The following is a 16284-nucleotide window of genomic DNA, read 5'->3' on the forward strand; positions in this document are numbered from 1 at the left end:
AACAGATGAATTGTTATCTTGATGCCAGAAAGGCCCATACCTGTTGTATGGTCTGTAGTTCCCGCGACAACAACCCTGATACGGTGAACTTAATGTTTTCAGAGCACCCGGATGGCTCTGTATGTGCGGACTACACGGCCAATCACAGGCATCAGGGGTATACGGGTCTTTTACATGGCGGAATGACGAGTACCCTGCTGGATGCAGCAATGACTCATTGTTTGTTCATGCAGGGTGTGCAAGCCCTGACGGCTGAACTGACGGTAAGATTCATTTCACCCGTTTGTACCGGAGACAAACTGATGGTATGTGCCAGACTGCTTGGGCAACGCAGGGGGATTTACCTGCTTGAAGCATGGCTGACAAAAGGACAGCAGACAGTGGCACGTGCCACGGCGAAATTCATTGTTCCGTCGCAGGATATTGCTCTGGCGCATCGCTAGTGTGACAGACGACAGGTGTACCTGGTTATTATAAAAATTTGAGGCGTGTTTTGCTCAGACCGGAAAGAATAATCGCATATCGTATATTCCACTGAAACCGTGTAAGAGGTAGTTATGAGTAAACAAATCATTGATATTGGTATTGCTGAATCATCCCGGGTGGAGATTGCAGACGGTCTGTCCCGGCTTCTTGCTGACACCTATACCCTGTATATAAAAACACATTACTATCACTGGAATGTAACTGGCCCCATGTTTAATAGCTTACATTTAATGTTTGAAAATCAATACAATGAGCTGGCCACCGCCGTTGATGATATTGCTGAACGTATACGCTCGCTCGGATGTTTCGCGCCCGGCACATATCATGAATTTTCACGTTTAACTGCGGTTAATGAAGACAAGGATGTAAGCGTCGTCTGAGTACCGTCTGGTCCCGAATCCAGGATCCTGTAACTTAAGCACCCACTTATTTTGCAGGTGGACACCTCATGCGCGCTAAAGAAAGACTTCCCCGGAAACACTATTCCCCTGAATTCAAAATGGAACTGGTCAGGCTGGCTCTTGAAGAAGAAGGCAGTATTGCCGCACTGGCCCGGAAACATGACGTCAATGATAACCTGCTCTTTAAATGGATAAGGCTCTGGCAGCGTGAAGGGCGGGTCTGTCGGCCCCGAAAAAACTCATCGTCGCTTCCTGCCCTGATACCCGTGCAGCTTCAGGCGGGCTCTTCTCTCCCAACCTTCGAACTACCATCCTGCTCTCCTCCCGCTACCTGCCACATAAAATGTCGGGGAGGAGAAATAACACTGACTCATCCCTCTGCTGAACTCATGAGCACTGTCCTGCGCGAACTGATGCGGGGGCCGGTATGATAAATCTTCCCGCAGGCACAAAAATCTGGCTGGTTGCCGGTATCACCGATATGCGCAACGGCTTCAATGGCCTCGCCGCAAAGGTGCAGACCGCGCTGAAAGATGACCCGATGTCCGGCCACGTCTTCATCTTCCGGGGACGCAGCGGCAGTCAGGTAAAACTGCTCTGGTCCACCGGCGATGGTCTGTGCCTGCTGACAAAGCGACTGGAACGTGGTCGCTTCGCCTGGCCCTCAGCCCGCGATGGCAAAGTGTTCCTGACGCCGGCGCAACTGGCGATGCTGATGGAAGGTATCGACTGGCGACAGCCAAAGCGGTTACTGACATCCCTGACCATGTTGTAGCGCTCTTTATCCTGGTTGTCGCAGAATAAGCCTGGTAAAATACAGGCTTATGAACGACACCTCTTCTGACGACATCCTTCTGCTGAAACAGCGCCTGGCCGAACAGGAAGCGTTGATCCACGCCCTGCAGGAAAAGCTGAGCAACCGGGAACGCGAAATAGACCATCTGCAGGCGCAACTGGATAAGCTGCGCCGGATGAACTTCGGCAGTCGTTCCGAAAAGGTATCCCGCCGTATCGCGCAAATGGAAGCTGACCTGAACCTGCTGCAGCAGGAAAGCGATACGCTGACCGGCCGGGTGGATGACCCGGCAGTGCAGCGCCCGCTGCGTCAGACCCGCACCCGCAAACCGTTCCCTGAGTCACTCCCACGGGATGAGAAGCGGCTGCTGCCGACTGAGCCGTGTTGCCCGGAGTGCGGTGGTTCGCTGAGTTACCTGGGTGAGGATGCCGCCGAACAGCTGGAGCTGATGCGCAGCGCCTTCCGGGTTATCCGGACAGTCCGTGAAAAGCATGCCTGCCGTCGGTGCGATCGCATCGTTCAGGCCCCGGCTCCTTCGCGCCCCATCGAACGGGGGATCGCCGGACCGGGGCTGCTGGCCCGAGTGCTGACCTCAAAGTATGCAGAGCACACACCGCTGTATCGCCAGTCGGAGATCTATGCCCGCCAGGGTGTAGTGTTGAGTCGTTCTGTACTGTCGGGCTGGGTGGATGCGTGTTGTCGTCTGCTGGCACCGCTGGATGAAGCCCTTCAGCACTATGTCCTGACCGACGGCAAACTCCATGCTGACGATACGCCTGTCCCGGTGCTGTTGCCGGGCAATAAGAAGACGAAGACCGGGCGCTTATGGACGTACGTTCGAGACGACCGCAACGCCGGATCAGCGCTGGCCCCCGCAGTGTGGTTCGCTTACAGCCCGGACAGAAAAGGTATCCACCCTCAGACCCATCTTGCAGGCTTCAGTGGCGTACTGCAGGCTGATGCCTACGCCGGGTTCAACGAGCTCTACCGCGACGGCCATATAAAGGAAGCCGCGTGCTGGGCCCATGCCCGCCGAAAAATCCACGATGTTCACGTCCGTACCCCGTCAGCCCTGACGGAGGAGGCGCTGAAACGGATCGGCGAGCTGTATGCCATCGAGTCGGAGCTCAGAGGTAAAAGAGCAGAGGAACGGCAGGCAGTCCGGCACCAAAAAGTGCTGCCGCTGCTGGCGTCACTGGAGGGGTGGCTGCGGGAGAAACAGAAAACCCTCTCAAGGCACTCAGAACTGGCGAAGGCGTTCGGGTATGCGCTGAACCAGTGGCCGGCGCTGATCCGCTATGCAGAAGATGGCTGGGTGGAGGTGGATAATAACATTGCCGAAAACGCCCTACGACGGGTCAGTCTGGGGAGAAAAAACTGGCTGTTCTTCGGCTCGGATCATGGTGGTGAGCGCGGTGCGTCACTGTACAGTCTTATCGGGACGTGCAAATTAAACGGCGTGGATCCGGAACGCTATCTGCATTATGTACTTGATGTCATCGCCGACTGGCCTGTGAACCGGGTGGGTGCTCTGCTCCCGTGGCGGGTTACTCTGCCTGCCTGACCAGCTTCACTTCGTCAATACGGTTCTCACTGCACGCTTACACAAGGATATTCCGGCAGCAAAAAACATGATTGAAAATCTTGTCCAGGGCCAGGAGACCGTGGTTAAAACCGCACGCTCTTTATTCCCGATCGTTAATAGTGGGAATGATGAAGCCACTGCGGATCTGCTTACACAACGTATCCAGTTGCATGAGAAAACCGCCTGGATGTTGCGTAGCCTGCTTGAATGATGTCACCCGGTAGCAGCAGAGATAAACAGTTTGTCAGCCACAGGCCATTTCTGACGCAGCAGTATCACTGCGTGCCTGTGGCTCTTTTATCTGACCGGAATAGTATAAAAACCGATAAATCAACCAGTAAACCTGTGAGCGGGCAAGTGATTAAACAGTCCGGAAAGGGATTGCCGGCGGGTATATCCGAATCACTGTCGTTTTCCCGTTACAGTTTCGTCCAGGCACTTCATAGCCTCAACAAGTTTATGATCCACTGATAAAACGGTTTGCAGAGAAAGCAGAATCATATTATTCGTTGTTATGGTTTCCTTTACCTGTCCCGGCCTGCGGACAGTAAAGAGTATATAAGGTATTTAACAACGTCATGATCCGGTTATCCCCGATACGGTAATATACCATTTTACCAGCCCGTCGGGTCTCAACCAGCTTCAGGCGGCGCATGACGCCAAGCTGCTGAGACAACGTCGGCTGAGTAATCCCGACCGCCGCTTCGAGTTCGGACACATTCGCTTCTCCCTGGCTTAACTGGCACATCAACAGCAACCGGTCGCTGTTGGCTAGTCCCCGTAAAACATCCGCTGCCCTCAGGGCCGCATTTTTCATATCAGTCTGACGTTTTGTGTCTTCATTCATTTGCATTGATGATTTCTCATATTATGTGTTTTTATATAATATATTTTAGTATACTGATAGTGGCATAATTTTGCCACCGTGTTCGCCAGGTCTGCAGCGTCCAGCTGACCCGGGTAACTAATTATATCTGGTAGGCATTTTGCCCCGAGTGAACAGAGAGGATGTAATGAAAATAGTGATAGTTGGTGGTGTTGCCGGTGGCGCATCCGCTGCAGCCAGGGCTCGCCGGTTGTCAGAGGATGTCAGTATTGTTGTGTTTGAACGGGGAAGCGATGTCTCTTTCGCCAACTGTGGATTGCCTTATCATATAGGCGGAAATATTCCCTTACGGCAGTCACTTATTCTTAAGACTCCGGAGGATTTTAAATCCCGCTTTAACATAGACGTCCGTACCTGCCATGAAGTGACGTCAGTGGATCCGGTTAATAAAACTGTAACAGTTAATAATTTGATCTCAGGCGAGATCCATACCGAAGTATGGGATCGTCTGCTCCTCAGTACCGGAGCCGCGCCGGTTGTCCCTCCTTTGCCCGGGCTACAGCAAGAGGGAGTCTTTACGCTCCGAAATCTTACTGACATGGATGCTATCCTGGCGTGGATTGAGCAACATAACGTAGCTCACACCACGCTTGTCGGGGGGGGGTTCATCGGACTTGAAGTGATGGAGGCTCTGAGCGAACGGGGGATCCGTGTCACTCTGCTGGAGATGGGGGAACAGGTTATGGCTCCGGTTGATCCTGAAATGGCATCAGTCCTGCATCAGGAAATCCGGAATCATGGCGTGGATCTGCGTCTCAGAACGGCACTCACCGAGGTACTGCGGACAGAAACGGGATTCCGCGTTGCACTGTCTGACGGTGGCTTTGTGCAGACCGACATGGTTATTCTCGCCATCGGGGTAAAACCTGAGAACAGCCTTGCCACATTAGCCGGGCTCGAAGTGGGTAAACGTGGAGGCATAAGTGTCAATGCCTGTATGCAGACCAGTATCCCTGACATCTACGCCGTGGGGGATGCAGTTGAAACACCTGACCTTGTTTTTCAGGAACCCGCTAATATTCCTCTGGCTGGGCCCGCCAACCGCCAGGGACGCATTGCTGCTGATAACATGCTTGATCACCACAGCCTTTACCATGGCAGTCAGGGGACATCCATTTGTAAGGTATTTTCGCTGAGTATTGGCAGCGTCGGTGCGAATGAAAAGCAACTGAAAGCCCACGGCACCCGATACGAGAAGGTTTACGTCCATGCTGCTGATCATGCCGGTTACTACCCGGGGGCAACGATGATCAGTCTTAAACTGCTGTTCAGCCCCGATACTGGCAAAATTCTCGGGGCCCAGGCGTCAGGGAAAAAAGGGGTTGATAAACGCATCGATGTCCTGGCTGTCGCACAGCGTGCGGGACTTACCGTCAACGATCTTGAGCATCTGGAGCTGACTTATGCTCCTCCTTTTAACAGTGCAAGGGACGTTGTTAACCAGGCTGGAATGGTGGCGGCAAATGTCATCAAGGGAGATACGGTCATCTGTCATGTCCGCGATGTGTTACAACGGGTACCGGGTAGTTATTGTTTACTTGATATTCGCTCTCCTGCAGAACTGAAACAATTTGGCGAATATCCTGACGCGCTATCCATTCCACTGGATTCCCTGCGGGAGAATCTTGAAAAAGTGCCTAAAGATAAAGAGATTTTTATAGGGTGCCAGAGTGGCCTGCGCGGGCATGTGGCATACCGTATTCTTCAGGCCCACGGCTTCAGGACATATAATCTGAGTGGTGGCTTTATAACCTGGCAGGCGGTAACGGAGTCAATAAGTAAATAAGAGATGAGGTGCCATACACATGGCACCCTGAATCGCCACAGGTTTAACAGTGAAGTGGTCTGCTGAATTTGTTCACCTGAACAGAGGTGTGGACTGACCCCGCACCGTTATAAGGACAGTTATGAAAAAAATAACTTTTCAGATCAGGCGTATAATGTCAGATTCATGGTCACTATAGGAATGGCAAGGACTGGATTTTCATTTTGCAGCCTTCAGGCTGCTTAGTTCAGAGATAGGTCTGTGTAATGCGTAACTTCGTGACTCGATTGAGAGTATGGTTTCCGCCCCCACTCATCTTATTGCTGTTTTTCGTCACTGATGTGTTGACTGCAATCCCGCGTTTTACCTTCGACATCGTGAATATAGTGCTAAGCGTGTTGCTGACCGGTGTTTGTATTACCATGATACTGCACACCGCTTGGCAGATGAGCACGAACGGCACGACGCTTAATCCGATTCATCCGGATAGAACCACCAAGCTGGTAACTGTCGGTTGTTACGCATGGAGTCGAAACCCTATTTACCTTGGAATGAGCGGGCTCCAGTTATCCGTTGCTCTCTGCTTTGGCAGCCTGGTGGGGATACTTGCTGTACCGTTGTTTATGTTTGTAGTAGCCAGATTACATATCCATGTTGAAGAGGTACAGCTTCGAAAACGTTTCGGGTTGGAATGGGAACGCTATACCCAACGGGTTCGTCGCTGGTTATAGCAACCCCGTGGTGTTGCAGGAGACAAATAACGTCGAAATCATAAAGAAAAGAATTCATCATCCTTGAGCTTTTATATCGTAATCGTAAACCAGGTGCCGTATGTAGCCATTGAGCCAGTGCTGGTACCTTAGGGAAGGTGCGAACAAGTTCCTGATATGAGATCATCATATTCATCCGGAGCGCATCCCAGAGGGACATCATGAGCCATCAACTCACCTTCGCCGATAGTGAATTCAGCACTAAGCGCCGTCAGACCCGAAAAGAGATTTTCCTCTCCCGCATGGAGCAGATTCTGCCATGGCAGAATATGACCGCTGTCATCGAGCCGTTTTATCCCAAGGCGGGCAATGGCCGACGGCCCTATCCGCTGGAGACCATGCTGCGTATTCACTGCATGCAGCATTGGTACAACCTGAGCGACGGTGCCATGGAAGATGCCCTGTACGAAATCGCCTCCATGCGCCTGTTTGCCCGATTATCCCTGGATAGCGCCCTGCCGGATCGCACCACCATCATGAATTTCCGCCACCTGCTCGAGCAGCATCAACTGGCCCGTCAATTGTTCAAGACCATCAATCGCTGGCTGGCCGAAGCAGGCGTCATGATGACCCAAGGCACTTTGGTGGATGCCACCATCATTGAGGCACCCAGCTCGACCAAGAACAAAGAGCAGCAACGCGATCCGGAGATGCATCAGACCAAGAAAGGCAATCAGTGGCACTTTGGCATGAAGGCCCACATTGGTGTCGATGCCAAGAGTGGCCTGACCCACAGCCTGGTCACCACCGCGGCCAACGAGCATGACCTCAATCAGCTGGGTAATCTGCTTCATGGAGAGGAGCAATTTGTCTCAGCCGATGCCGGCTACCAAGGAGCGCCACAGCGCGAGGAGCTGGCCGAGGTGGATGTGGACTGGCTGATCGCCGAGCGTCCCGGCAAGGTAAAAACCTTGAAGCAGCATCCGCGCAAGAACAAAACGGCCATCAACATCGAATACATGAAAGCCAGCATCCGTGCCAGGGTGGAGCACCCGTTTCGCATCATCAAGCGGCAGTTCGGCTTCGTGAAAGCCAGATACAAGGGGCTGCTGAAAAACGATAACCAACTGGCGATGTTATTCACCCTGGCCAACCTGTTTCGGGTGGACCAAATGATACGTCAGTGGGAGAGATCTCAGTAAAAACCGGAAATAACGCCAGAAATGGTGGAAAAAATAGCCTAAATAGGCTGATTCGATGTGTTTGCGGGAAAAAAATCGGCCCAGATCCGCGAAATTTTAATCAGCGAGTCAGCTTGGGAAGAAATGACCTGCTTATTCGCACCTTCCTTAATATAAAGACACAAGCAGAGACATTTTTGGCACGATATAAAAACGCTAAGTTAAAAAATCACTATGACGTGTTGGGTATCAAATGTTCACTGGCATAAACCTCTGTTTCTGATGTAAAACAGATTTTCTGAGGAGGCGTAAAACCTCCTCGTACTGCGAAATTGATTTAGTGATAGCGATCGATCACGCCAACCAGATAGTGGTCGGTTTGCTGCATGTTGATGCCCGCTTTTTTAGCGCTGCGGACTTCATCCAGAATGATTTGCAACAGCGTCCCGTCCACGATTTCCTCTTTTCTGTATCGCTTCAGGAAGTTAATCGCTGACTTATCGTTTGCTGCCTGGGCGTCTTCCGTCAAAGAGGTCAGCGCATTAATGCGCTTCTGGTAATCGCTTACCGTCTGCTCAAACAGATCTTCCAGCGTGGAAAATTCACCGCACCGGGCGTGTTGCTCCTGTAACACCGGCGTGGCGCCGCTCTGTTTGATGTATTCGTACATGCGCATCATTTGCGTCACCGTATTTTGCGCCTGATGACGCAAAAATAGTGCGGTGCCATTAAGGCTATTCTCGCTGCACCTCTGGCTGAGCTGAAGATACAAATTTGAGGTATAAAACTCCTGATTCATTTGCGCATTCAGTTTTTGAACTATTCCGCTAGCGATCATAGGACTTCCTTATTTCTTGTCATCTCAGAAAACGGTCACTCTTCGAAAAAACAACCAGAATAAAAGCGATTCTTTCGCTTTTTTTATTGCGCCTGGTTACGCAGTCATATTCATTTTAAGTCGGGATGCTCCTTATTTAAATATCCAACCCTACTATCGCATTTCTATCTGGCATTATTCTGTGATGGTGTTTCGATATTCACACTCCCTGTGCCAATCCTTTCTTATCGACAGTAGGAAACTTCCTCCGGCTATTCTGCTGAACACGATTAGGGGCACTGTTGGGTGATGCTGCCAACTTACTGATTTAGTGTATGATGGTGTTTTTGAGGTGCTCCAGTGGCTTCTGTTTCTATCAGCTGTCCCTCCTGTTCAGCTACTGACGGGGTGGTGCGTAACGGCAAAAGCACCGCCGGACATCAGCGCTATCTCTGCTCTCACTGCCGTAAAACATGGCAACTGCAGTTCACTTACACCGCTTCTCAACCCGGTACGCACCAGAAAATCATTGATATGGCCATGAATGGCGTTGGATGCCGGGCAACCGCCCGCATTATGGGCGTTGGCCTCAACACGATTTTCCGCCATTTAAAAAACTCAGGCCGCAGTCGGTAACCTCGCGCATACAGCCGGGCAGTGACGTCATCGTCTGCGCGGAAATGGACGAACAGTGGGGATACGTCGGGGCTAAATCGCGCCAGCGCTGGCTGTTTTACGCGTATGACAGGCTCCGGAAGACGGTTGTGGCGCACGTATTCGGTGAACGCACTCTGGCCACACTGGAGCGTCTTCTGAGCCTGCTGTCGGCCTTTGAGGTCGTGGTATGGATGACGGATGGCTGGCCGCTGTATGAATCCCGCCTGAAGGGAAAGCTGCACGTTATCAGCAAGCGTTACACTCAGCGCATTGAGCGACATAACCTGAATCTGAGACAACATCTGGCAAGGCTGGGACGGAAGTCACTGTCGTTCTCAAAATCGGTGGAGCTGCATGACAAGGTCATCGGGCATTATCTGAACATAAAACACTATCATTAAGTTGGAGTCATTACCAAGCTTATGGAGCGAATATGGCTGAAAGAATATCTCAAAGAGAACAGGAGTTGTTGGAGGAATTCCTTTGTACTGTTCTGGATGATTTCAGTAAAGGCAGTATAACCCGCCATCAGGCTGTCAGCGGTATCGCGACATTATATACAGCTGCCGCAGAAGGACGGAGAGAAGAGGTTTTAGAATATCTGAGAGAGGGAAGAAAGTTGCTAAGGCAGTAATTGATGATGAGTAAAGATGGTTTAGGGAGGGGACCGAACCACCCCGGAACGGCCCCCTGAAGGAATGGCAATTCCGTTCACCGCCAATATTAGCTTTTTCCAGGCTGTGATAACATCTCCGGGTCATTTTTCAGAGCCAGGGCAGATGAAGAAGAAAAACAGCACACCCACTCCTCACGATGCCACGTTCAGGCAGTTCCTGACGCAACCGGATATTGCCCGGGATTTCATGGAAATCCACCTGCCTGCAGAGCTGCGAGCAGTCTGCGATCTCAGCACGCTGAAACTGGAATCAGGCTCGTTCGTTGAGGATGATCTCCGCCAGTATTTCAGCGACGTCCTCTATAGCCTGAAAACTACAGCCGGCGACGGCTATATTCATGTTCTGGTCGAGCACCAGTCAACGCCGGACAAACATATGGCTTTCCGCCTCATACGCTATGCGGTAGCCGCCATGCAGCGCCACCTGGAGGCAGGGCATAAAAAACTGCCACTGGTGATACCGGTGCTGTTCTATACGGGTAAGCGCAGCCCGTATCCGTACTCTACTCGTTGGCTGGATGAATTTGACGCTCCCGAGCTGGCAGGCAAACTCTACAGCAACGCTTTCCCGCTGGTAGACGTTACGATCATTCCGGATGATGAAATCGCTGGCCATCGCAGCATGGCCGCCCTGACTTTACTGCAAAAGCATATTCACCAGCGGGACCTGGCAGAACTGGTCGACCGGCTGGCACCCATCTTGCTGGCGGGATACTTGTCTTCATCGCAGGTGATATCGCTGGTACACTATATAGTGCAGGCAGGCGAAACATCCGACGCCGAAGCCTTTGTACGCGAACTGGCACAGCGTGTGCCGCAACACGGAGACGCACTTATGACCATCGCACAACAGCTTGAACAGAAGGGCATCGAGAAGGGGATTCAGCTCGGTGAACAACGCGGCATTGAAAAAGGCGAGCGCGAAGCCACCCTTAAAATTGCACGAACCATGCTCCAGAACGGCATTGACCGCAATACCGTCATAAAAATGACTGGTCTGACTGAAGACGACCTGGCGCAGATCCGCCACTAATCACCCTTTCCTGGCACTCCCTGTCTGGTCATCAGCGAATACTGGTGGGGCAGGGAGTCACCAGACTCAAGTTCAGCCAGCCACAGCGATTAAACAGCTTCATCACCTCGCCACATTCCCCCGTCAGACACGCTGTCAACGGATTTATCTGTAAAGCGACATAGAGATTGGCTCGTAAGAGATAAATGCCGTTCACACCCGCACTGAGCGCCACAGCATTCCGACCGGCCCCCAGTTAGCAGCTTCTCAGTCGGGCACAATCCAGTAAAAAAGCGATGAGTCATCGATGGAGATACAGGCTAGAAAAGTGCGGTTCTGGCTTGTTCATATCCCGGGTGATGCTGCCAACTTACTGATTTAGTGTATGATGGTGTTTTTGAGGTGCTCCAGTGGCTTCTGTTTCTATCAGCTGTCCCTCCTGTTCAGCTACTGACGGGGTGGTGCGTAACGGCAAAAGCACCGCCGGACATCAGCGCTATCTCTGCTCTCACTGCCGTAAAACATGGCAACTGCAGTTCACTTACACCGCTTCTCAACCCGGTACGCACCAGAAAATCATTGATATGGCCATGAATGGCGTTGGATGCCGGGCAACCGCCCGCATTATGGGCGTTGGCCTCAACACGATTTTCCGCCATTTAAAAAACTCAGGCCGCAGTCGGTAACCTCGCGCATACAGCCGGGCAGTGACGTCATCGTCTGCGCGGAAATGGACGAACAGTGGGGATACGTCGGGGCTAAATCGCGCCAGCGCTGGCTGTTTTACGCGTATGACAGGCTCCGGAAGACGGTTGTGGCGCACGTATTCGGTGAACGCACTCTGGCCACACTGGAGCGTCTTCTGAGCCTGCTGTCGGCCTTTGAGGTCGTGGTATGGATGACGGATGGCTGGCCGCTGTATGAATCCCGCCTGAAGGGAAAGCTGCACGTAATCAGCAAGCGATATACGCAGCGAATTGAGCGGCATAACCTGAATCTGAGGCAGCACCTGGCACGGCTGGGACGGAAGTCGCTGTCGTTCTCAAAATCGGTGGAGCTGCATGACAAAGTCATCGGGCATTATCTGAACATAAAACACCATCAATAAGTTGGAGTCATTACCCATAAGCTTAATTGTTTGTTCTGAACCTAACGTGAATAAGTATCGTCAATCAGTATCCTGTTTATGATTGCCGTTACAGACTCTGATTACTGTCATCTTTGATACGCCAGCTAGCCGGGCTGTTTCACGCAGTGATTTTCCGTGGGCCAGACGCAGAGTGCGTATCAATTCATGTTTCTGTGCATCGGCCACCCTGCCTCGGTATTTTCCTTCAGCTTTCGCCTTACTGATACCCTCTGACTGACGGCGTCGACGGTCTTCGTAATCTTTTCGGGCAATAGCGGCGAGCATATCCAGCATCATGCCATTTACGGCCTTCAGCATGCTTCGGGTAAAGTCATCACTTACTGTGCTGGATAGCGCCAGATGGCTGGTCGGTAGATCAAGACTGACGATGGCCAGCTGCTTATCGGTAATTTGCTTTCTGAGTGTCTCCCAGCCTGCATCATCCAGGCGGGTAAGCCTGTCGACCTGTTCTATGAGAATCACATCACCAGGTTCCGCATCACCAAGAAGCCTGATCAGTTCAGGACGGTTCATTGTCGTACCGGAGACATTATCGATATACCAGCCAGCAATACGGTGGCCATTTTGGTTTGCAAATGCCTTCAGCGCATTTTTTGCGCGGCTGGCATCCTGCTCTGAAGTGGATGCCCGGAGGTAACCAAAAACGAACATATTTTGTCCTTCTGGTAACTTTTAAGTGGTCTTGCTTATAATGGTATCACTTATGTGGTAACAATAACATTCGCCAGTATTTTTTCGGGTGGTATATATAGAGCATACCCATTTGATACCACAGTTGACATAAGCTCCATTTGCTCTGAAAATGAACAGGCTTATACGTTGCTTTTGCAACCACCAATGGTTCAGTAGCCTGTGAGAATCGCCCTCGGGTGGCTACAAAAAAGCTCCTGCAACCTGAAAGGGAGCAAACTTTGGTAAATCTGCACACCTTTGAGAGCAGATATCGTCAATGTAAGCGCACTATGACGCGACGATAAAGGTTCCTTCTGTACTAACCAGACAGTCAGAATGTTGTCTTTTCTGACTCCCCGACGGGAAACACTTCCCGGTCAGGCAGGTGTTTCCTTTTTTTATGGAGAAACACAATGTCTGTCATCTCTTCTGCGGTTTTCCCTGAACATCTCCTTACTCAGCTTCAGCAGTCTGCTGACGCAGTTGTCCGGAGATTGAAATCTTTCATTTATCTGCATCGCAACAGCAGCTGGTATGTCAACGGCTCGGGCAATTATGCCGTCCGTGCGCATATCTCTTCTGTCAAAGATCAGGGCGTTAACGTCTTTCTTACCGTTCGTACAGGTTGCCACCGCGCTGAGTATGTATTTCACCGCCTGCCGGTTTCCTTTCCTGAGGGAATCACAGGTCGTCGAAACGCATACCTCTATGCCTGCCGTCAGGCACAGCATCTGGCACACCTGCGCTACCGTTTTCTTTCCGGAGGGCATTCTCATGACTGAAGCACTGCACGATGTCACTTTCCGTATTCTGTCGATGTCTGAGACGCGACGGGATGTATGTCCCGCTCAGTATGGCCTCGTAAGTGGCGTTTTCATCCGGGGCGAAATCCTCAGAGATAACGTCTCCTGTGGCGAACAGGTTTTTGTCGCACCGCTCGGTGATTGTGATCCAGCTGACCCCGAACTCTGTGTCTGGTGTCAGTATTACGGATATTCTTCCCGGGTTAAGGCCGGCGACATACTGGATGGTGTGGCCGTTTCTGGCATAAATCTCACCGATCCACTGTCGTTAGCTGTGCTGCAACGCCTCCGCTTTAATCCTGAATATGTGTATCAGGAGCAATCTGATTCATATGCACTGAACTGATCGGCTGATGAAGGCCGTGACCGTAAAATGTTGTGGACCCTGACGGGGATATCTCTCCGTCGGAGGGAATATCCCGTTATTTACCTGAGGATATACCCATGCACACAGACGTTTATACGCTTAAAACTCCACTGGACACGCTCAGCTGGCTTTGCCTGCTTGAGAGTGAACTCCTGAGCATCAGGGCATTTCAGCGTCTCGATCTACATACGGACCGGGATGAACCGAATGAACTGACGTTTCTGGAAGATTCCATCATTGGGACCGGCACAGCTTATGGCTGGTTTGTCTTTTTACTTGGGGAAGGCGATATTCCGCCTTTGCCTGATACGTCTAAAAATCTGCTCTTCACGCTGGACGAGCTGGGAAAAGAAATTAACCGGCCCTTCTGGGAGAAGGCCGTGGATGAAGGTATCCAGGATGCCCGGTGTGATCGGGCTATAGCGGCTCTCGAACGGATGTAACCAGCAGACAGAACACACCCTGACGGGGATTTACTCCCGTCCGGGGGATAAATCCCCCTTTTTTTTCTTCGCGGAGGATTTATCAATGAAAGACCTGTCTTCTTCCCCGGCTTCCATGTCGGTTGTCTACACCATCGAGCACGTCAGCACGGTTCCGTTGCGTCACTGGCATGCTTTCGTTCTGGCCGTAACAGAAACCTTCTGGCAATTGCCGGTGCGTCTGCGTCCGGGAAATATGTATCTGCCGTCGCTTAACCGCGCGGCTGACCTGTTTCCGGTTGCTGATGTCATGGCGTTCTGTGGCGATTCAGGCGGCTGTTTCTGGCCGGTCAACATGACCATTGAGCGGGAGCGCAGCCACAATACGCTGAGTATCCAGGAGCTGGATTTTCAGCATCAGCCCTGCGATTTCTTTGCGCGTGTTGTGATGGTCCTGCTGCATAACCTGTGTCCGGACAGCTTCCGGATACATTCTTCAGACGAGGGTCGCAGCTGGGCGTTACCGTTACGCTGGATTGAACAACATCTCGGCCTGCCTGAGCAACCGACGCTGAGCGCGCCTCAGCCGGTACTAAAAACACCGGTAGGCGAGGGCGCGTTTGATTCCCTGCTGCTGCAGCTGCTCTCCGGTGGTGAGCGGGTGCTGAGCAATGAGGACTGGAACGCATTCGTGCTGGCGGAATTCCATTTGTACGAACTGAAGCGGGTCGCGGAAACATCTGACTCGTTTTAAACAGTAATGACTTTAACCCCGTCGGGAGAGATGACTCCGGACGGAGCGGCTCTCCCGTTTTTACAGGAGAGCCCCATGCTTTTTTTCGACAATAAAGACCTGACGAACGTCCTGCTGACCGCCCGCATGCAGGGAGGCCAGCTTCATCTGGCAAAGGATGAGGGTGTTTATCTGATGCCGGCCACCGGTGCCTGGCAGGGCAACGATCCGGTGCCGCGTATTGCGTATGCCGCAGGGTGTCACCCTCAGAAAAATGAGGACTGGTACGACACGGCGCGCCTGCTTGCCGGCGGCGATGATTTCATTGAATCACTGACGATAAGCGACGCGATCGCCACCTCTGTACTGTCCGGCAGGACGGACCTGAGGATCCTGATTACCGACACACAGATACAGGTGCTCACCGCAGCGACTGACCGGGTGAAAGTGGCGCAGTATCGCCAGAAGGCCGATCAGCTTTTGGCGAGTGCAGTCTGTCACTTCAGTGCCTGTGTCGGGCCTGATGAACTCTGCCGCTGGCGTGAAAACGCCGTGCGTCTGCTGACGCAGGCGGCCTTCATCAGCTGTAAGCGGGCGAAGCCTGAAGATCATCAAACCTTTCTGAACGCCTGTGGCAGGCTGTAGGCCAGGTTATCGCAGGTGACCCCGCAGGGTGCGCTGAGAATAACCGGACGTTAATTCACCCCGGCAGGGACTTTTCCTGCCGGAAAGGTTCCTGCCTCTTTCTGAACCGAAGGAGGCCCGTATGGGACTGGATATTTTTCTCTACAGCCAGCACCGGCAGATCGTCGCAGTACCGGCACCGTATCATCCGGTGTGTGAACTGAGCCGCGATTTTTCACTGATTACCTGGGTGGATAAGCATGTCGGTGAGGTGGAAAACGCGACCTGTCTGGAACTGTCACGCGAGCATATTCAGCAACTGAAAGAGAGGCTGGACTGTGCGATTGCGACATTTACAGAGGGTAATGAGGATAATCCGCTTCTTCAACGCCGGCTGCAGTACGTTTTCACCCTGCGTGACAGGCTGGAAAGCCTGCTCAGTGATTTTGACTTTGAACATGAATACCTGTGGTTTTATGCCGCATGGTAACTGACTTCTGAATTTCCCGTCGACGGGCGTATCTCTGCGCCCGCCGGCGCA

The 16284-nt window shown here is 52.1% G+C and carries 20 protein-coding genes and 2 pseudogenes; 18 read left to right on the forward strand and 4 right to left on the reverse strand.

Annotation, left to right across the window (positions count from 1 at the left end; all coding sequences use genetic code 11):
• The first annotated feature begins 182 nt into the window (after nt 1–182).
• From HV229_RS26120 to HV229_RS04175, 5 genes and pseudogenes are all read left to right on the forward strand, one after another.
• The gene (locus tag HV229_RS26120) at nt 183–443 is read left to right on the forward strand and encodes a hotdog domain-containing protein (protein WP_017901299.1); all 261 of its coding nucleotides are present in this window, start codon (nt 183–185) and stop codon (nt 441–443) included.
• A gap of 114 nt (nt 444–557) precedes the next feature.
• A pseudogene (locus HV229_RS04155) lies at nt 558–854 on the forward strand (ferritin-like domain-containing protein); the annotation flags it as partial.
• 460 nt (nt 855–1314) lie between these two features.
• The gene (gene tnpB / locus HV229_RS04165) at nt 1315–1662 is read left to right on the forward strand and encodes an IS66 family insertion sequence element accessory protein TnpB (RefSeq protein ID WP_000609174.1); all 348 of its coding nucleotides are present in this window, start codon (nt 1315–1317) and stop codon (nt 1660–1662) included.
• A gap of 49 nt (nt 1663–1711) precedes the next feature.
• Nucleotides 1712–3247: an IS66 family transposase gene (locus tag HV229_RS04170; protein ID WP_016239903.1), complete on the forward strand. Its 1536-nt coding sequence runs from the start codon at nt 1712–1714 to the stop codon at nt 3245–3247.
• A 67-nt stretch (nt 3248–3314) separates the two neighbouring features.
• Nucleotides 3315–3479, forward strand: a complete 165-nt coding sequence (locus tag HV229_RS04175) for a ferritin-like domain-containing protein (RefSeq protein ID WP_276569464.1) — start codon at nt 3315–3317, stop codon at nt 3477–3479.
• 291 nt (nt 3480–3770) lie between these two features.
• On the opposite strand, the gene HV229_RS04180 is transcribed toward HV229_RS04175, so the two are convergent.
• Entirely contained in the window at nt 3771–4121 is a 351-nt protein-coding gene (locus tag HV229_RS04180) for a metalloregulator ArsR/SmtB family transcription factor (protein ID WP_040115257.1), read from the reverse strand.
• Between the two features lie 160 nt (nt 4122–4281).
• On the opposite strand from HV229_RS04180, the gene HV229_RS04185 reads away from it, so the two are divergent.
• From HV229_RS04185 to HV229_RS04195, 3 genes are all read left to right on the forward strand, one after another.
• Nucleotides 4282–5940, forward strand: a complete 1659-nt coding sequence (locus HV229_RS04185) for an FAD-dependent oxidoreductase (protein ID WP_045332352.1) — start codon at nt 4282–4284, stop codon at nt 5938–5940.
• A gap of 245 nt (nt 5941–6185) precedes the next feature.
• Entirely contained in the window at nt 6186–6650 is a 465-nt protein-coding gene (locus HV229_RS04190; protein WP_042998085.1) for an isoprenylcysteine carboxylmethyltransferase family protein, read from the forward strand.
• Nucleotides 6651–6850: 200 nt separating this feature from the next.
• A complete protein-coding gene (locus HV229_RS04195; protein ID WP_000019445.1) occupies nt 6851–7831 on the forward strand; it encodes an IS5-like element ISKpn26 family transposase in 981 nt (326 codons plus the stop codon).
• A gap of 316 nt (nt 7832–8147) precedes the next feature.
• Here the strand turns inward: HV229_RS04195 and HV229_RS04200 are convergent, their stop codons facing one another.
• On the reverse strand, nt 8148–8648 hold the full coding sequence (locus tag HV229_RS04200) for a non-heme ferritin-like protein (RefSeq protein WP_001752509.1): 501 nt from the start codon (nt 8646–8648) through the stop codon (nt 8148–8150).
• 339 nt (nt 8649–8987) lie between these two features.
• On the opposite strand from HV229_RS04200, the gene HV229_RS04205 reads away from it, so the two are divergent.
• From HV229_RS04205 to HV229_RS04215, 3 genes are all read left to right on the forward strand, one after another.
• A protein-coding gene (locus HV229_RS04205; protein ID WP_223335778.1) for an IS1 family transposase occupies nt 8988–9685 on the forward strand; the annotation gives its coding sequence in 2 pieces (ribosomal slippage) (nt 8988–9237 and nt 9237–9685; 699 coding nt in all).
• Nucleotides 9686–9717: 32 nt separating this feature from the next.
• A complete protein-coding gene (locus HV229_RS04210; protein WP_045358108.1) occupies nt 9718–9918 on the forward strand; it encodes a hypothetical protein in 201 nt (66 codons plus the stop codon).
• A gap of 145 nt (nt 9919–10063) precedes the next feature.
• Nucleotides 10064–10993 (forward strand): Rpn family recombination-promoting nuclease/putative transposase, encoded by a 930-nt coding sequence (locus tag HV229_RS04215; RefSeq protein WP_040113343.1) that lies wholly within the window; start codon nt 10064–10066, stop codon nt 10991–10993.
• Here HV229_RS04215 and HV229_RS26225 read toward each other — a convergent pair.
• A pseudogene (locus tag HV229_RS26225) lies at nt 10990–11222 on the reverse strand (hypothetical protein); the annotation flags it as partial. The gene HV229_RS04215 and the pseudogene HV229_RS26225 overlap by 4 nt on opposite strands.
• A 160-nt stretch (nt 11223–11382) precedes the next feature.
• On the opposite strand from HV229_RS26225, the gene HV229_RS04220 reads away from it, so the two are divergent.
• Nucleotides 11383–12080, forward strand: a protein-coding gene (locus tag HV229_RS04220; RefSeq protein WP_223852547.1) for an IS1 family transposase whose coding sequence is annotated in 2 segments (ribosomal slippage) — nt 11383–11632 and nt 11632–12080 — 699 coding nt in all. Because the reading frame shifts where the segments join, the coding sequence is not laid out codon by codon here.
• A 60-nt stretch (nt 12081–12140) separates the two neighbouring features.
• Here HV229_RS04220 and HV229_RS04225 read toward each other — a convergent pair.
• Nucleotides 12141–12773 (reverse strand): recombinase family protein, encoded by a 633-nt coding sequence (locus HV229_RS04225; protein WP_042005150.1) that lies wholly within the window; start codon nt 12771–12773, stop codon nt 12141–12143.
• Between the two features lie 434 nt (nt 12774–13207).
• Between HV229_RS04225 and HV229_RS04230 the strand changes: the two genes are divergently transcribed.
• The 6 genes from HV229_RS04230 to HV229_RS04255 all read left to right on the forward strand — a co-directional run bounded on the left by HV229_RS04230 (nt 13208) and on the right by HV229_RS04255 (nt 16233).
• Nucleotides 13208–13576, forward strand: coding sequence for a hypothetical protein (locus HV229_RS04230; RefSeq protein WP_155985506.1), 369 nt, complete (start codon nt 13208–13210; stop codon nt 13574–13576).
• Complete coding sequence (locus tag HV229_RS04235) at nt 13569–13943, forward strand: hypothetical protein (protein WP_042998084.1); 375 nt, start codon at nt 13569–13571, stop codon at nt 13941–13943. Before HV229_RS04230 ends, HV229_RS04235 begins: the two co-directional genes overlap by 8 nt.
• A gap of 98 nt (nt 13944–14041) precedes the next feature.
• The gene (locus HV229_RS04240; RefSeq protein ID WP_006781400.1) at nt 14042–14407 is read left to right on the forward strand and encodes a hypothetical protein; all 366 of its coding nucleotides are present in this window, start codon (nt 14042–14044) and stop codon (nt 14405–14407) included.
• An 85-nt stretch (nt 14408–14492) separates the two neighbouring features.
• Nucleotides 14493–15140, forward strand: a complete 648-nt coding sequence (locus HV229_RS04245; RefSeq protein WP_042998083.1) for a hypothetical protein — start codon at nt 14493–14495, stop codon at nt 15138–15140.
• A gap of 75 nt (nt 15141–15215) precedes the next feature.
• Nucleotides 15216–15764, forward strand: a complete 549-nt coding sequence (locus tag HV229_RS04250; RefSeq protein WP_048231899.1) for a DUF3085 domain-containing protein — start codon at nt 15216–15218, stop codon at nt 15762–15764.
• 121 nt (nt 15765–15885) lie between these two features.
• Nucleotides 15886–16233, forward strand: coding sequence for a hypothetical protein (locus HV229_RS04255; RefSeq protein WP_029591441.1), 348 nt, complete (start codon nt 15886–15888; stop codon nt 16231–16233).
• The last annotated feature ends 51 nt before the right edge of the window (nt 16234–16284 follow it).

This window comes from Citrobacter sp. RHBSTW-00524 (genome assembly GCF_013747755.1).
Taxonomy (GTDB): Bacteria; Pseudomonadota; Gammaproteobacteria; order Enterobacterales; family Enterobacteriaceae; genus Citrobacter; species Citrobacter braakii.

Bases quoted from the DNA above. Each gene is read 5' to 3' on its own strand.
- HV229_RS04210 (WP_045358108.1), top strand. From the start codon at position 9,718: ATGGCTGAAAGAATATCTCAAAGAGAACAGGAGTTGTTGGAGGAATTC.
- HV229_RS04230 (WP_155985506.1), top strand. From the start codon at position 13,208: ATGTCTGTCATCTCTTCTGCGGTTTTCCCTGAACATCTCCTTACTCAG.
- HV229_RS04200 (WP_001752509.1), bottom strand. From the start codon at position 8,648: ATGATCGCTAGCGGAATAGTTCAAAAACTGAATGCGCAAATGAATCAG.
- HV229_RS04235 (WP_042998084.1), top strand. From the start codon at position 13,569: ATGACTGAAGCACTGCACGATGTCACTTTCCGTATTCTGTCGATGTCT.
- HV229_RS04250 (WP_048231899.1), top strand. From the start codon at position 15,216: ATGCTTTTTTTCGACAATAAAGACCTGACGAACGTCCTGCTGACCGCC.
- HV229_RS04180 (WP_040115257.1), bottom strand. From the start codon at position 4,121: ATGCAAATGAATGAAGACACAAAACGTCAGACTGATATGAAAAATGCG.
- HV229_RS04245 (WP_042998083.1), top strand. From the start codon at position 14,493: ATGAAAGACCTGTCTTCTTCCCCGGCTTCCATGTCGGTTGTCTACACC.
- HV229_RS04225 (WP_042005150.1), bottom strand. From the start codon at position 12,773: ATGTTCGTTTTTGGTTACCTCCGGGCATCCACTTCAGAGCAGGATGCC.
- HV229_RS04215 (WP_040113343.1), top strand. From the start codon at position 10,064: ATGAAGAAGAAAAACAGCACACCCACTCCTCACGATGCCACGTTCAGG.
- HV229_RS26120 (WP_017901299.1), top strand. From the start codon at position 183: ATGACGAGTACCCTGCTGGATGCAGCAATGACTCATTGTTTGTTCATG.
- HV229_RS04255 (WP_029591441.1), top strand. From the start codon at position 15,886: ATGGGACTGGATATTTTTCTCTACAGCCAGCACCGGCAGATCGTCGCA.
- HV229_RS04170 (WP_016239903.1), top strand. From the start codon at position 1,712: ATGAACGACACCTCTTCTGACGACATCCTTCTGCTGAAACAGCGCCTG.
- HV229_RS04185 (WP_045332352.1), top strand. From the start codon at position 4,282: ATGAAAATAGTGATAGTTGGTGGTGTTGCCGGTGGCGCATCCGCTGCA.
- tnpB (WP_000609174.1), top strand. From the start codon at position 1,315: ATGATAAATCTTCCCGCAGGCACAAAAATCTGGCTGGTTGCCGGTATC.
- HV229_RS04190 (WP_042998085.1), top strand. From the start codon at position 6,186: ATGCGTAACTTCGTGACTCGATTGAGAGTATGGTTTCCGCCCCCACTC.
- HV229_RS04195 (WP_000019445.1), top strand. From the start codon at position 6,851: ATGAGCCATCAACTCACCTTCGCCGATAGTGAATTCAGCACTAAGCGC.
- HV229_RS04240 (WP_006781400.1), top strand. From the start codon at position 14,042: ATGCACACAGACGTTTATACGCTTAAAACTCCACTGGACACGCTCAGC.
- HV229_RS04175 (WP_276569464.1), top strand. From the start codon at position 3,315: ATGATTGAAAATCTTGTCCAGGGCCAGGAGACCGTGGTTAAAACCGCA.